Raw genomic sequence first — 13,979 nt, 5'->3', positions numbered from 1 at the left:
TTGATTTACTTTCTAGATTGTATATAATATAATAAGTCGAGGAGGTGCATTAAAATTGAATTTATTCAAAAAAAATCCCATTCGATTTGAAGGGCAAAAAGAAATTGAAACCCAAATTAAAAATCAAACTGATAATGTCATCTCAAGAAGATTTAAAATTTTAATGGGAGTTATTGGTGTTGTTGGTGTTGTCTTGTTGATACGTTTGTTTATTACTCAAATTTCTCAACAGGAATATTATTCAACAAAACTTAAACAATATAATACGAGTCTTTTTACTGCTGATACATTCCGTGGTAATATTTATGATCGAAATTATAAAAGACTTTCTTACAATAAAAATATCAATTGTGCGACTTATTATGCCGTACAAAGTATTACGCAAGATGATATCAAAATCATTGCAAATTTTTTAGTCAAAAATGTAAATGTTGATATTAAAAGTGTAACTGAAAGAGATAAAAAAGATTATTTGATTTTAAAATGCAAGGATACTAAAGATGATTTAATTAATGATTTAATCACTAGCGAAGAAAGATCGACATATTCAAGTGATGAAATTTATCAATTACAATTAAGTCGTATTACAAGTCAGATGTTAAAAGACAATTTATCTGATGATGATATGAAGTATTATATGATTTATTCAAAAATTCAAAACTGTACAAGTGGATCAGTTGTTTTATTAGAAGGTTTAACAGTTAAAGAAGCAAGTCTCATTGGTGAAAATTCTGATATTTTACGTGGTGTTAAAGTAACAAATGACTGGTCAAGAGAAAATACGTATGGTACAGAATTTAAATCTGTTTTAGGAAGAGTAACATCGAAAAAAGAAGGATTGCCTGCAAGTACAAAAGATATATTATTAGCTCAGGATTATAACAATGATTCACGTGTAGGAATAAGTGGTTTAGAAATGCAATATGAAAATATTTTGGCTGGAACTCCAGCAACTTATTCCTTGGCTTATGATAGTGATGGAAATCCTGTTGTAGAAACTGTATCAAGCGGGACAAAAGGTGATAATATTCGTTTGACTATTGATTGGGATTTACAATCGGCGATTACTGATGAAATCGAAAAACAAATGAAGGCACATACGAGTTCAATATATAGATATGCTAATAACATTTATCTTGTTATGATTGATCCTAATACAGGAGCCATTTATGCAATGTGTGGTTATCAAAGAGATGAAAAGGGAGATATTTATGAATTGGCTGGTGGCGCTGTTCAAAACGCATTTGAAATAGGTTCGGCATTTAAAGGTGGAACAATATATGCAGGTATTAAACATGGTGTGATTAATCAATACACGGAATTTGATGATACAAGTAGTGGTTTTAAAATAGCTGGTACACCGACCAAGTTTTCATGGGATACAGGTGGATTAGGACGTTTAAATGCTGCAGAAGCATTGTCGCAATCTTCGAATATTTATATGTTTTATGTTGCAACCTTATTAGGTGGAGGAACTTATGAATACGGAGAGCCTTTGTCTATTAGGGATTCAGCATTTGATCAGATGAGACTTGATGTAGGAGAATTAGGATTAGGTGTAAAGACAGGTATAGATTTACCTAGTGAAGCCTTAGGCTATCGTGGTCGTGTTACACAACGACAAGCTGGTAACTTTCTTGACTTTGCAATTGGACAATATGATACTTATACACCAATTCAAATGGCACAATATGTTTCCTCAATTGCCAATGGTGGTAAAAGAGTTCAACCACATCTTTTTATGGAATCTTTTACAGAAGATGACGATGGTACAAAGATATCACTTTTACAACATCAGGTAAAAGTACTCGATGATGTCTCAAGTTATAAATTAGCTTTTGATACAATTCATACTGGATTTAGAATGGGTTGTGTGTCAGGACTAGCGAGTGGTGTCAATGGAGATTATGAAGCAGCAGGAAAAACTGGGACTGCACAGAAAGTTTATGAAGGAACAAGTGACGTATGGGCCAATCGAGGCTTTATTGGATATGCTCCTTATGATAATCCAGAAATAGCTGTTGCTTGTATTGCTGAAGCATTACCTGATGCTGGTGGAGGGACATGTACGACTCTATCAAAATATGCATTTGAAAAGTATTTTGAAAAATATGGATAAAAAGTGAAAAATTTATGGTAATTTTGAATTGTTTATGCTATTATAGTATGGCAAAGTCGTGATGGAGGTGTAAAAATGAGAGAAAACATCATTTTAAAATGTACTGAATGTGGTGAAGAAAACTACATTAATACAAAAAATAAAAGAAATCATCCAGAAAGAATGGAAGTCAAAAAATACTGTCCTAGATGTAATAAAAAAACAACTCATAAAGAAAAAAAATAAGCCTTTTTGGCTTTTTTTCTTTATTTTGAAAGGAACGAAGATAATGATAAAAAAATTAATATTAGGAACAATGCAAACAAATTGTTATGTTATATATAATGATAATCATGAATGTTTTATTATTGATCCAGGTGCTCAAGGACAAAAAGTTGCTAAATTTTTAGAAGAAAAAGAGTTAGAATTAAAAGCTATATTATTGACACATGGACATTTTGATCATATTGGCGCTGTTGATTATTTATATGAAAGATTTCAATGTCCAGTATATGCACAAAAAGAATCATTTGAAATCATAAGAAATCCTCAATATAATCTATCTGCAATGATGGGAGAATCGTTTACTTTAAAAGCTCCTCTTTTGGAAGCAACTTCTACAATGAATATTATAGGGATGACAGTTCAGTGGCTATTGTTAGAAGGACACTGTTATGGAAGCAGCATGATTTATGTTCCTCAAGAAAATGCTTTATTTAGTGGTGATGTTCTGTTTGCTGGTTCGATTGGTCGTTATGATTTCCCCACATCATCTCATCTTACTACTAAAGAAAGTTTAGAAAAAATTAAATCTTTACAGTTTGATGCACGTTTACTCCCTGGGCATGGAGAAGAAAGCTCATTAAATTATGAACAAAAGCATAATCCATTTTTAAGATCATAAAAATTTATGATCTTTTTTTGTTGAAAAAAAGAAAAATGAAAAAATAATGCGTATATATATAATAGGAGGGTTATTATGGATGAACTATTTGAAAAAATGATTTATCGTGCATTGAATCAAAAAGCTACGGATATTCATATGTTATTAAAAAAAGATTTGAGAATTCAATTTCGTATTTTTGGTGAGTTAAAACTGTATGATGTTTTAGAAAATGAAAAAGGGTATAAATTAATGAATTTTATTAAATATAAATCATTGATTCATACGAATTATCGTTTGATGCCACAAACTGGAAATATTTCTTTAAAAATGAATCAGAAAAAATATTTCTTAAGAGTTTCTTATTTACCGTCATTAGAATTTGAAAGTATTGTCATAAGAATTTTAAACAATCATGAATTACGTTCGATTCAAGAACTTACATATCAAAAAGAAATACAAGATTATCTTTGTTGGTTATCGAAACAAAGTCATGGACTCTTTTTTATAAGTGGAGCTACAGGTTCAGGAAAATCAACAACTTTATATACTGTTTTAAAACAAATTCTTAATGACTCTCAAAAAAACATCATTACAATAGAAGATCCTATTGAAATTCATTTGGATGGTTGTTTACAGATTGAGTTGAATGAAAAGATTGGTATTACATATTATGATACGCTTAGACAAATCCTTAGACATGATCCAGATGTTATTATGATTGGTGAAATTAGAGATGAAGAAACAGCAAGAATAGCTTTGACTTGTGCTTTAACTGGACATCTTGTTTTAACAACTATCCATGCTAGTAATGCACCACTTTCTATTAAACGCTTTATGAATTTGGGTATTCACAAAACCGATATACTTGATGTTGTTGTAGGCATTATTTCACAGCGTATGAAATATGACGTGGCAAATAAAAAGGCATTTGTCATATCTGAACTCATGAAAAAAGAGGATATAGACAAATATCTAAATCATCAGGAGTTTTCTTATCTTTCTTTTCATAAAGCAGCTCATCAATTCATTGAAATGGGATTCCCATCTGAATTATTTGAAGAGGAACTTGTCTATGAATAAAGATTATTTGTTATTAAAAAATCTGTATGGTTTATTGGAAGCAGGTTATAGTATTGAAGAAGCTTTACGTTTATGTCAGCAAATGATTCATTATCATGTTATTGATGAAATGTTGGAGCAGTTAAATCACGGTGAATCAATAGAAAACATTTTATTGAATTCTTCTTTACCACATTTGTTCTGCGAATATTTTCGTTTTTTTCAAAATAAAAATTGTTTATCAGAAGCAATTAAGAAAAGCCTAGATATATGCATAATGAAAGAAGAATATCAAAATAAACTGAAATCAAAGTTAACATACCCTTCTATATTGGTGACTTTTTTATTTCTTTTTTCACTATTTGTTGTGTTTATGCTGTTACCGAATGTCAATCAGCTTTTTAGTTCTTTCCAAATCGAAAAATCATTTCTTATAGAGATTTTATTTAGCTTTTTTTATTTTATACCAAGTTTTATTATTGGTGCTGTTTTTATAGCGTTATATCTTGTTTTAAGGCTGATTTATGCGTTAAAGCATAAATTATATAGAATTATTGAAATGTATCTCAAATGGCCGATATTTAAGCTGATTTTACAAAAATATTTTTCACTCAAATTTGCATTATACTTTCATGAATTATTAAGTGAAGATATTGACAGTACCAGTGTTATAAGCATTTTAAATGAACAGATGACGGATAGTGATTTAAAAATTATTTTGTATGAGATAAATAATCGATTGTATGGAGGTGAGAACTTAGAAGAAATATTGGAAGACTTTGAATATTTTGATGATTTATTTATATCTTTTTTTCAGATGTATATGAAAAATCCACAACAAAGACATTCATTATCTTATTATATTCAGGTTACATATGAATATTTAGATTATTATATAGAACGTTTTTTAAAATATCTGATTCCTATGATTTATGGCTTTGTGGCTTTGTTTGTCATTACAATTTATATAGCCATTATTATTCCTATGATGAATTCCATATCAAATATATAATAGAAAGGAAAGTTAATATGTTTAATAAAAAAGGGTTTACTTTAATTGAAATGATCTTCTGTATTAGTGTTATTTTAGTTATTCTACTTCTTGTTATTCCTAATGTAACATCTAAAAATACTGTTGTTAAAAATAAAGGGTGTGAAGCTCAAATTGAGGTTGTCAATTCACAAATTTTGTTATATGAAATTGAAAATGGTAAATTACCTACTAAGATTTCTGATTTAACAAGTGGCTCTGATCCATATTTAACAGAAAAGCAAGGTGTCTGTCCAAATGGAAAGAAAATATCTATCAAAAATGGGCAAGCCTATGTACGATAAATCAGGATTCACTATGATTGAAACATTATTTGTTCTCATGATTATGTGTATGTTATTTTGTTTGTCGTGGCGCATACATTTACCAGTCAAAAACGATCATACAAAGATTGAAGAAATAACACGTTTTTTATATCAGGCGAAATTGACAGCTATGAATCTAAAAACGCAAGTGACAGTGACTTTTGCATCTGATTTTATTCAATACGAATGGGAAGAATCCTCACAAACTTTTACTCTTGATTCAAATGATTCATTTGAATCACATCAGCTGACATTTAATGAAAATGGAAACATTCAAGGAGCAAAGACACTCACCTATTATTGTGGGAGTCAAGTTTATACACTTGTTTATCAGATTGGAAGTGGTAGTTTTTATGTTCAATAGAAAAGGAACTACATTAATTGAAAGCTTGTTTGCTTTTGGAATTTTTATTTCAGTTTTTATTCTCTTTATAAGTTTATTTTCAATATTATACAAAAAGGAAATAAAGATACATCAAGATTATCAATTATTGTTAAAAGAAGAAGGTGATTTCACATATTCACAAGATTACGTCAGTATCATCGAGATGGTTTTACTTTAATTGAAGTATTATTATCTCTTTCAATAACACTGATGATTATTTTCACTTTAACTGGTTTATTTAATCTTATACAATACGCTTATACTCATCATACTGCAAATAATGAAGATATTTATATTGCAGCCAAACAATGCAGTCAATATACCATTGGAACATCGTACATAGAAGTTGGAGAGGTATTTCGCTATTTAGATTTTGATGGAGAAGAGAACTCGCTTATTCTTGATAACAATAGATTAGTAAAAACGCCAGGATTTGAAATATTATTATTTCATGTTGATGATGTTTCTTTTTCTATTGAAAATGATTTGATATATATCCATTTAACAAGAGATCGTCAACGTTACTCTTTTCTATTGACATATGCGTTTACTTCTGAAAAAGAGGAAGGACAAGATGAAATCGTTACTAATGAATAGAAGGGGATCTATTCTTCAAATCGTATTAATTGTTTTTATGCTTTTAACATTAGCATTATCTATAACGAGTTTTTATATTCTTCAATCTGCCAGCCAGCTCCATTCTATTTCTTTGTTATTGAAACAAAAAAATTTAGAAATTTTCTTGGTAAAATATTATAGCGATACTGTTCAAAATGATATTTTACTAAGTGATGATTACAGTTTTAATGGTAATGAAGTGATATCAACCGTAGATGATTTAGGGAATTATTATGAAGTCACAACATTTGTTCAAACAAAACAGATGCAGTATTCTTTTTTAGTGTGGGTAGAAGTGGATACAGGAGCCATTTTAAAATTTGAATATGTATAGGAGGTTCTATTTTATGATTTATTATATTGTTTTTGGTATTTTGATTATTTGTTTTTTATTAACATGTTATTGTAATAAGGCAATGATAGATGAAAAAAAGAAACGCAATCTAAAAGTTATGACCTATATTTTACTTGCAATAGATTTTATCTTTATTCTTTTTTTCTAAAGCAATAGTACAATGCACTTTTTTATTTTACAATATCATTGAAATTTGCTATAATCTAGAAGACATATAGCAAAGGAGAGATATTTTTTATGGCAGTCAACATTAAAGAATTAAAACCAGGAAATGCATATACAGAAAATAATGATCTTTTTTTATGTATTTCTAATGATCAAAATAAACAAGGTAGATTATCAGGAAAATATATGGTAAAAAGAAAAAATATGAGAACAAGTGCTATTACTGAAGTTTCTTATAATCCTACTGCAAAAGTTGATTTAGCAATGATTGAAAAAAGAAAAATGCAATATTTATATGATTCAGGAGATAGCTTTGTTTTCATGGATAATGAAACTTATGAACAAATTGAAATTCCTGCTAGTCGTCTTGAATGGGAAAAGAATTTCTTAAAACCTTCAGACGAAGTAGAAATAACAAGTTATGAAAGTGAAGTTTTAGGAATTCAATTACCAATTAATGTTGCTTTTAAAATTACTGAAACTGAACCAGCTGTAAAAGGTGATACAGCAACTGGAGCAACAAAAAATGCAACTATCGAAACTGGATATCAAATTAAAGTTCCTTTATTTATTAATGAAGGTGAAGTTGTTATTGTTAATACAGTTGATGGTAAATATCAAGGAAGAGCGTAAGCTCTTTTTTTCATAATTAAGTCTGTTTTATCATATAGTATATAGAAAAAAGGAGAATGAATATGAATAAACAGGCTTTTACATTTTTAACTTTATTTAGTCTTATTCTTGTGTTATCAATTTATTACATCATGTTACCACCAACCTCACAAAATGAAGTTGTTCAAAATGATATTTCTACTATTGAACAATTACAGAATCAGCTTGATAAAAAAAGAGAAGATATTATTACTAAAAACAATGAAATTATTGCAAAAGAATCAAGCACTTCTGAATCTATTAATGAAGCACTAGAAACTATAAGTGAAACAAAAAATGTGACTGAAAAAGAAAAATCAATTGTCACACAATTAGGGGAACTTGGTTATCAGGAAAGTTATGTAGAAATTGATAATCAGACTGTCAAAATAACAATTTTGAAAAAGGATGCAACACAAAGTGATGCTTCAAATGTCATTAAAGAAGTTCTTAATTTAGTAGGTGATTCATATCAGGTGGAAGTTAAATTTATTGATGAATAAAACTTGTATTTTTGTAACTTTTTATATACAATAGTAGTAAGAAGAGAGGTAATGTTATGGCACATAATGAATACTATACTTATACACAAGGACGTGTTAATGGAAAGATTTTGATGAATGTTCAAGTGTTTGATGAAATTACAAAGAGAACTGTCAATGAAATGAAAAATGTTTCTTTAGATACATCTAAGGGAATGCAGATTCCCGGTACAAAAAAAGTAGTAAACTGCTCAATAAAAGATAATGAAGTTTATATATGTATCCATGTTCGTATTAAATATGGTGTTAATATTTCATCAATAACAAAAGAAATTCAGGAGAAAATAGCAGTTGCTGTTAAACAAATGACTGATGTTGACGTACAACACATCAATATTGAAGTTGATAATATTGAGTTTGATTAAAGTAAGAAAATGATTTCTTACTTTTCTTTTGTTTATTTTTATATATAATTGTGGTAAAATGTAATATATTTGAAAATTGTGGAGGCAACTTAATTATATGGAAAAAACACATAGAAAAATAGCGAGAGAACAAGCTACGATTTGTATTTATCAAAATTTATTAGTAGGAACTTCTCTTGATGAAATGCGTACTTATATATCAGAAAATGAAAAGTTATCAAAAAGCGAAGATTCGTTAAAATTTGCGTTGTGGTTAGTAGAAACAACATTACAGAGTAAAGAATCTTATCAAAAATTATTAGAAAAACATTTAAAGAAAGGTTGGACTTTTGAACGTTTAAGCGTTATGGAAAGAGCCATCTTATTAATTGCGGCTTGTGAATTGTTGGAATCCGATCTTCCTAAAACAATTGTGATTAATGAAGCTGTTGTTAATGCTAAGAAGTTCTGTGATGATGAATCTTATAAATTCATTAATGGTATTTTAGGACATATTGCTTAATGGATGCAAAAAAATATATTAGTGTACATACATTAAATAAATATATAAAAGCAAGATTTGATCAGGATGCTTCTTTGCATAATGTCTATATTACTGGTGAAATTTCAAATTATAGACCACATCCTAGTGGTCATCTTTATTTCACTTTAAAAGATGATCATTCAAGAATTTCAGCAGTTATGTTTTCTTCGGCAGCAAAAAAACTTCAATTTCAATTGGAAAATGGAATGAAAGTGTATATACGAGCCCGTGTTTCGGTTTATGAAGTCACTGGTGAATATCAGTTATATGTACAATCAATTGAACAGGATGGCCTAGGAAAGTTATATCTAGCATTTGAAGATTTGAAAAAGAAATTAGCAAAAGAAGGCTTATTTGATGAAAAGTATAAAAAGCCTATACCTCGTTTTCCTAAATCTATCGCTATTTTAGCAGCTAAAAGTGGAGATGCTGTTCATGATTTTATTGAAATTGCACATTCACGTTTCCCTTTTGTAAGATTGATTTTTTTCCCAATTCCAGTCCAAGGGAAAAATGCATATTTAAAAATTATCGAAACTTTACAAAATGTAGATCGCATTGGTTTTGATTTAATTGTGATAACACGTGGTGGTGGTACAATTGAGAATTTGTGGAATTTTAACGAAGAAGCTTTAGCCCGCGTTATTTTTCAATGCCAGACGCCTATTATTAGTGCCGTTGGACATGAATTAGATTTTACAATATGCGATTTTGTCAGTGATTTGCGTTGTCCAACTCCAACAGCAGCAGCTGTAAGCGCTACGCCTGATCAGGAAGAATTAAAAAAACATTTGAATGGATTAACCCAACAATTGGTGCATGATATGAACCACTATCTTCAAAATTGTCAACAAACATTAAATAGATTAAAAAATTCTTATTTTTTAACAACACCAGAAGCTCTTTATTCACAAGAGATATTACGTCTAACACATTTACAAGATCAGTTCTCTTATCAGTTTAAGTTATTAAATATGAAAGTTGAACAACAGCTTTTACATCATCAAAAACAGTTAAAGCAAAAAATGGATCAAAATATACAAAAACAAAACTATAAAATCCAACAATTGATTATCCAACTTGATGCTTTAAGCCCTTTAAAAGTTATGCAGAGAGGTTATACTTTAATAAAGAAGGATAATCAACTTATAAAATCTCAAAATGATGTAAAAACAGACGATCTTATTGATATACAATTTTATGATGGTATGAGAAAAGCACAAATAAAGTAGGTGAGAAAATGGAAGCAATGACATATGAAGAAGCTATAAAGCGTTTAGAAGAAATTGTAAGTTTACTTGAAAATAATGAAATTGCATTAGAAGATAGCATAGCTTTATTTCAAGAAGGTATTACTCTTTCCAAATATTGTGATGAAAAACTAAAAAATATTCAAGAAAAAGTTGCACAAATATATGAAGATGGAAAGCTCAAAGAATTTAAGAATGGGGAATAATACAATGGATACAATGAAAGAAGAAATTAATCAACGTTTAGCGGAATTATGTGAACCATTGAAAGATGGAAGAGTCAAGGATGCAATGTTATATTCATTATTGGCACCTGGTAAACGTTTGCGTCCAATTTTATTTTTAACAGTGTTAAGAGCTTATCAATTTGATTACCATCAATATTTAGATGTTGCATGTGCAATTGAGATGATTCATACTTATTCACTTATTCATGATGATTTACCTGGTATGGATAATGATGATTTAAGAAGAGGAAGAAAAACGTGTCATAAAGAATTTGATGAAGCTACAGCTATTTTGGCTGGAGATGCTTTATTAAATTTAGGAGTTAATATCATATTACAAACAACTTCACTTGATGATTCTTTAAAAGTTCAACTAACTAATCTTTTGTATCAGGCAAGTGGAATTAATGGGATGATTTATGGGCAACAACAAGATCTTTATTTTGAAAATCGAAAAGCTGATTTATCTCAATTAGAAGATATCCATAAACATAAAACAGGAGAGTTAATTTCAGTTAGCATGCAAATGGCTGCCTGTATCGCCAAAAAAAGTGATCTTGATGCATGGAAACAACTAGGTTTTGACTTAGGTTTAGCATTTCAAATTCAGGATGATATTTTAGATGTTACAGGGACGACTGAAGAGTTAGGAAAAAAGGTTGGAAGTGATTTGGAAAATCATAAATCTACTTATGTAAGCTTGATAGGAGTCGAAGCTTCACAGAAAAAAATCGAAGAATTATTCCAAAAATGTTATGAAAGAATTTATGCAATGCAAATTAATCATGGATTGATTTTAGAATTGTTTATAAAAATTTTGAAAAGGGTGAGTTAAATGAAACTTGAGCAAATCAAGAATCCTCAGTTTTTAAAACAATTAAATATTGAAGAACTAGAAGAACTGGCTGATCAAATCAGGTCGTTTATTATTCATCATGTATCTGAAACAGGTGGACATTTTTCTAGTAATTTGGGGGTTGTTGAATTAACAATTGCTTTACACTATATTTTTGATTCACCATTAGATAAAATCATTTTTGATGTTGGACATCAATCTTATGTTCATAAAATATTGACAGGACGAGCTGCACAATTTTCAACACTTAGACAATATAATGGTTTGAGTGGTTTTCAAAAGAAAAAAGAAAGTATTCATGATGTATGGGAAGCTGGTCATTCATCAACAGCATTATCAGCAGCTATTGGAATGGCTATTGCTAGAGATTTAAATCACGAACAAGGTGAAATGATATGTGTTGTAGGTGATGCTGCACTTATGAGTGGGGAATCATTTGAGGCGCTTAATTATATTGGATCTGTTGATTCTAAAGTGATTATTATTCTTAATGATAATAATATGTCTATTTCTAGAAATGTTGGTGGCTTAAGTAATTTCTTTTCTGATATTCGTATGTCTACGCAATATAAAAACGCTCGTAATAATTATATTTCTTTTTTGAGTAAATCAAATTTAGGAAAAAAAGTTTATAAAATAACAAAAAAAGTGAAAGATCAAATAAAAAACAATGTTATTAATGATAATATTTTTGGTGAATTTGGTTTAGATTATATAGGACCTATTAATGGTCATGATTTTCATGATCTTTTTAATGCTTTGAGTTTGGCATCTGAAATGGATCATAGTGTTGTTGTTCATGTCCATACTGTAAAAGGAAAAGGATACCCTCTTGCTGAAAATGATTACTATGGAGTATATCATGGTGTTGCTCCATTTGATTATCGTGAAGGTATTCGTTCAAAAGAAAGTTCTATGATTAGCTGGAGTGAAGTTGTTGCAAGACATATTGAAAAATGGATGTATGAAGACCAGGACATTGTAACAATTACACCAGCAATGATATCAGGAAGCTGTCTGCGTCATATTTTTGATACTTTTCCTGATCGTGCTTTTGATGTAGGCATTGCTGAAGAACATGCTATGACTTTTGCTGCTGGACTTTCAAATGCTCAAAAGAAACCATTTATTACTATTTATTCTTCTTTTTTACAGCGTGCATATGATCAGATCAACCATGATATTGCAAGAATGCAATTACCATGTCTCATAGGCGTGGATCGTAGTGGACTTGTTGGTGCAGATGGTGAAACACATCATGGCGTTTTTGATATGAGTATTCTTTCATCTATTCCAAATCTTGTTATTATGACACCTAAAGATGCTATTGAAATGAAAATGATGATAAATACTGTTTTTCGTCACTTTCAACATCCATATATTCTCAGATTTCCAAAGGGGAATATTGAAGATAAAGATGTTTCTTTAGATAAGGAGATAAGTATAGGATCATGGGAAAAGATTATCTTTGATTCACAGAATGCTTTAACTATTATGACTTATGATGTAAAAGTTGATCGTGTTGCTCATTGGCTTATGACAGAACAATTACCAGTTAATTTAATTAATGCACGTTTTATTAAACCTATGGATGAAAATATTCTTGATGAACTGTCTCAAACACATCAACATATACTTGTTTATGAAACTGATTTGATGATTGGGTCGTTAGGTGCATCTATTGCTCATTATTATTCAAGAAAGAAAATGCCTATGACTATTGATTATATAGGAATTGATGACCATTACACACCTCAGGGAGATTTAGACACATTATTCAAAATAGAACATATACATTTAGATGATTTAAAACAAAAAGTAAAGGAGATACTTGATGAAGAAGGAAAGAGTTGATATTCTTTGTGTAGAACAGGGATTATTTGATTCTCGCGAAAAGGCAAAGCGAGCTATAATGGCGGGAATCGTTCGTGATGATTATGACTATATTGATAAACCTGGTACTAAAATACCAGTTGATTCACATTTGTATATCAAAGGAGAAAAATTGCCTTATGTATCACGTGGCGGACTAAAGCTTGAAAAAGCTATTCAAATTTTTAATTTAGATTTAAATCATCTATTAATGCTTGATATTGGTTCTTCTACAGGAGGATTTACAGATTGTGCTTTACAACATGGTGCTAGAGAGGTTTATGCATTAGATGTTGGAACAAATCAGTTAGTCTGGAAATTAAGAAATGATCCTCGTGTTCACGTTTTAGAACAAACAAACTTTCGATATGCTACAATGGATTTATTTCAATATGGTCAACCGGATTTTGCGAGTATTGATGTTTCGTTTATTTCGTTAAAACATATCTTTCCTGCTTTATCTCAGATTTTAAAAAAGGATTCATATTGTGTAGCTTTAATTAAACCACAATTTGAAGCTGGCAGAGAAGATGTAGGAAAACATGGAATTGTTTCTCAACCTGAAATTCATCAAAGAGTCATTCAAGAAGTTATTACATATGCCCATGAACAAGGATTTTCTTTACAGGGACTGACTTACTCGCCAATTACTGGAGGAGAAGGGAATATTGAGTTTTTAGGATGCTTTATTCATCGTCAGAATGTAGATAAAGATATAGATATTTATAAAGTTGTCGAAGAAGCACACAGCCATTTTAAAGGGTAGGTGAA

The 13,979-nt window shown here is 29.7% G+C and carries 19 protein-coding genes; all 19 read left to right on the top strand.

What is annotated here, in order from left to right; genetic code table 11:
• The first annotated feature begins 55 nt into the window (after window positions 1–55).
• The 19 genes from B5E87_RS06120 to B5E87_RS06030 all read left to right on the top strand — a co-directional run bounded on the left by B5E87_RS06120 (window position 56) and on the right by B5E87_RS06030 (window position 13,974).
• Window positions 56–2,119, top strand: a complete 2,064-nt coding sequence (locus B5E87_RS06120; protein ID WP_087244045.1) for a peptidoglycan D,D-transpeptidase FtsI family protein — start codon at window positions 56–58, stop codon at window positions 2,117–2,119.
• A gap of 75 nt (window positions 2,120–2,194) precedes the next feature.
• Window positions 2,195–2,344, top strand: a complete 150-nt coding sequence (gene rpmG, locus B5E87_RS06115; RefSeq protein ID WP_066443283.1) for a 50S ribosomal protein L33 — start codon at window positions 2,195–2,197, stop codon at window positions 2,342–2,344.
• 43 nt (window positions 2,345–2,387) lie between these two features.
• On the top strand, window positions 2,388–3,002 hold the full coding sequence (locus B5E87_RS06110) for an MBL fold metallo-hydrolase (protein ID WP_087244044.1): 615 nt from the start codon (window positions 2,388–2,390) through the stop codon (window positions 3,000–3,002).
• Window positions 3,003–3,077: 75 nt separating this feature from the next.
• A complete protein-coding gene (locus B5E87_RS06105) occupies window positions 3,078–4,064 on the top strand; it encodes an ATPase, T2SS/T4P/T4SS family (protein ID WP_087244043.1) in 987 nt (328 codons plus the stop codon).
• Window positions 4,057–5,055, top strand: coding sequence for a type II secretion system F family protein (locus B5E87_RS06100; RefSeq protein WP_087244042.1), 999 nt, complete (start codon window positions 4,057–4,059; stop codon window positions 5,053–5,055). Before B5E87_RS06105 ends, B5E87_RS06100 begins: the two co-directional genes overlap by 8 nt.
• A gap of 17 nt (window positions 5,056–5,072) precedes the next feature.
• Window positions 5,073–5,378, top strand: coding sequence for a competence type IV pilus major pilin ComGC (comGC, locus tag B5E87_RS06095; protein ID WP_087244041.1), 306 nt, complete (start codon window positions 5,073–5,075; stop codon window positions 5,376–5,378).
• Window positions 5,332–5,763, top strand: a complete 432-nt coding sequence (gene comGD / locus B5E87_RS06090; RefSeq protein WP_087244040.1) for a competence type IV pilus minor pilin ComGD — start codon at window positions 5,332–5,334, stop codon at window positions 5,761–5,763. Before comGC ends, comGD begins: the two co-directional genes overlap by 47 nt.
• A gap of 153 nt (window positions 5,764–5,916) precedes the next feature.
• Window positions 5,917–6,381, top strand: coding sequence for a competence type IV pilus minor pilin ComGF (locus tag B5E87_RS06080; RefSeq protein WP_255374755.1), 465 nt, complete (start codon window positions 5,917–5,919; stop codon window positions 6,379–6,381).
• On the top strand, window positions 6,374–6,736 hold the full coding sequence (locus B5E87_RS06075; protein ID WP_087304189.1) for a hypothetical protein: 363 nt from the start codon (window positions 6,374–6,376) through the stop codon (window positions 6,734–6,736). The genes B5E87_RS06080 and B5E87_RS06075 overlap by 8 nt, the downstream gene beginning before the upstream one ends.
• A 13-nt stretch (window positions 6,737–6,749) precedes the next feature.
• Window positions 6,750–6,905 (top strand): hypothetical protein, encoded by a 156-nt coding sequence (locus tag B5E87_RS15000; RefSeq protein WP_158093990.1) that lies wholly within the window; start codon window positions 6,750–6,752, stop codon window positions 6,903–6,905.
• Between the two features lie 89 nt (window positions 6,906–6,994).
• Window positions 6,995–7,555 carry an elongation factor P gene (gene efp / locus B5E87_RS06070; RefSeq protein WP_087244036.1) on the top strand — a complete coding sequence of 187 codons (561 nt, stop codon included), beginning with the start codon at window positions 6,995–6,997 and terminating at the stop codon, window positions 7,553–7,555.
• Between the two features lie 62 nt (window positions 7,556–7,617).
• A complete protein-coding gene (locus B5E87_RS06065) occupies window positions 7,618–8,076 on the top strand; it encodes a SpoIIIAH-like family protein (protein ID WP_087244035.1) in 459 nt (152 codons plus the stop codon).
• Window positions 8,077–8,132: 56 nt separating this feature from the next.
• On the top strand, window positions 8,133–8,480 hold the full coding sequence (locus tag B5E87_RS06060) for an Asp23/Gls24 family envelope stress response protein (RefSeq protein ID WP_087244034.1): 348 nt from the start codon (window positions 8,133–8,135) through the stop codon (window positions 8,478–8,480).
• 97 nt (window positions 8,481–8,577) lie between these two features.
• Complete coding sequence (nusB, locus tag B5E87_RS06055; protein WP_087244033.1) at window positions 8,578–8,982, top strand: transcription antitermination factor NusB; 405 nt, start codon at window positions 8,578–8,580, stop codon at window positions 8,980–8,982.
• Window positions 8,982–10,235, top strand: a complete 1,254-nt coding sequence (gene xseA / locus B5E87_RS06050; protein WP_087244032.1) for an exodeoxyribonuclease VII large subunit — start codon at window positions 8,982–8,984, stop codon at window positions 10,233–10,235. The genes nusB and xseA overlap by 1 nt, the downstream gene beginning before the upstream one ends.
• A gap of 8 nt (window positions 10,236–10,243) precedes the next feature.
• Window positions 10,244–10,459, top strand: a complete 216-nt coding sequence (gene xseB / locus B5E87_RS06045) for an exodeoxyribonuclease VII small subunit (RefSeq protein ID WP_087244031.1) — start codon at window positions 10,244–10,246, stop codon at window positions 10,457–10,459.
• Window positions 10,425–11,315, top strand: coding sequence for a polyprenyl synthetase family protein (locus B5E87_RS06040; protein WP_479684545.1), 891 nt, complete (start codon window positions 10,425–10,427; stop codon window positions 11,313–11,315). The genes xseB and B5E87_RS06040 overlap by 35 nt, the downstream gene beginning before the upstream one ends.
• Window positions 11,316–13,190 (top strand): 1-deoxy-D-xylulose-5-phosphate synthase, encoded by a 1,875-nt coding sequence (gene dxs, locus B5E87_RS06035; protein ID WP_087244029.1) that lies wholly within the window; start codon window positions 11,316–11,318, stop codon window positions 13,188–13,190. It abuts the gene before it with no gap.
• Entirely contained in the window at window positions 13,171–13,974 is an 804-nt protein-coding gene (locus B5E87_RS06030) for a TlyA family RNA methyltransferase (protein WP_087244028.1), read from the top strand. The genes dxs and B5E87_RS06030 overlap by 20 nt, the downstream gene beginning before the upstream one ends.
• The last annotated feature ends 5 nt before the right edge of the window (window positions 13,975–13,979 follow it).

It is taken from the genome of Massilimicrobiota sp. An142, assembly GCF_002160725.1.
GTDB classification, from domain to species: domain Bacteria; phylum Bacillota_I; class Bacilli_A; order Erysipelotrichales; family Coprobacillaceae; genus Allocoprobacillus; species Allocoprobacillus merdigallinarum.
The sequence above is the reverse complement of the archived record's forward strand: the minus strand, read 5'-3'. Positions and strand labels throughout refer to the sequence as shown.

What these genes read in the sequence shown, in the direction of transcription:
- rpmG (WP_066443283.1), top strand. Translation starts at nt 2,195, where the DNA reads ATGAGAGAAAACATCATTTTAAAATGTACTGAATGTGGTGAAGAAAAC.
- B5E87_RS06110 (WP_087244044.1), top strand. Translation starts at nt 2,388, where the DNA reads ATGATAAAAAAATTAATATTAGGAACAATGCAAACAAATTGTTATGTT.
- B5E87_RS06105 (WP_087244043.1), top strand. Translation starts at nt 3,078, where the DNA reads ATGGATGAACTATTTGAAAAAATGATTTATCGTGCATTGAATCAAAAA.
- B5E87_RS06100 (WP_087244042.1), top strand. Translation starts at nt 4,057, where the DNA reads ATGAATAAAGATTATTTGTTATTAAAAAATCTGTATGGTTTATTGGAA.
- comGC (WP_087244041.1), top strand. Translation starts at nt 5,073, where the DNA reads ATGTTTAATAAAAAAGGGTTTACTTTAATTGAAATGATCTTCTGTATT.
- comGD (WP_087244040.1), top strand. Translation starts at nt 5,332, where the DNA reads ATGGAAAGAAAATATCTATCAAAAATGGGCAAGCCTATGTACGATAAA.
- B5E87_RS06075 (WP_087304189.1), top strand. Translation starts at nt 6,374, where the DNA reads ATGAATAGAAGGGGATCTATTCTTCAAATCGTATTAATTGTTTTTATG.
- B5E87_RS15000 (WP_158093990.1), top strand. Translation starts at nt 6,750, where the DNA reads ATGATTTATTATATTGTTTTTGGTATTTTGATTATTTGTTTTTTATTA.
- efp (WP_087244036.1), top strand. Translation starts at nt 6,995, where the DNA reads ATGGCAGTCAACATTAAAGAATTAAAACCAGGAAATGCATATACAGAA.
- B5E87_RS06065 (WP_087244035.1), top strand. Translation starts at nt 7,618, where the DNA reads ATGAATAAACAGGCTTTTACATTTTTAACTTTATTTAGTCTTATTCTT.
- B5E87_RS06060 (WP_087244034.1), top strand. Translation starts at nt 8,133, where the DNA reads ATGGCACATAATGAATACTATACTTATACACAAGGACGTGTTAATGGA.
- nusB (WP_087244033.1), top strand. Translation starts at nt 8,578, where the DNA reads ATGGAAAAAACACATAGAAAAATAGCGAGAGAACAAGCTACGATTTGT.
- xseA (WP_087244032.1), top strand. Translation starts at nt 8,982, where the DNA reads ATGGATGCAAAAAAATATATTAGTGTACATACATTAAATAAATATATA.
- xseB (WP_087244031.1), top strand. Translation starts at nt 10,244, where the DNA reads ATGGAAGCAATGACATATGAAGAAGCTATAAAGCGTTTAGAAGAAATT.
- B5E87_RS06040 (WP_479684545.1), top strand. Translation starts at nt 10,425, where the DNA reads ATGGAAAGCTCAAAGAATTTAAGAATGGGGAATAATACAATGGATACA.
- dxs (WP_087244029.1), top strand. Translation starts at nt 11,316, where the DNA reads ATGAAACTTGAGCAAATCAAGAATCCTCAGTTTTTAAAACAATTAAAT.
- B5E87_RS06030 (WP_087244028.1), top strand. Translation starts at nt 13,171, where the DNA reads ATGAAGAAGGAAAGAGTTGATATTCTTTGTGTAGAACAGGGATTATTT.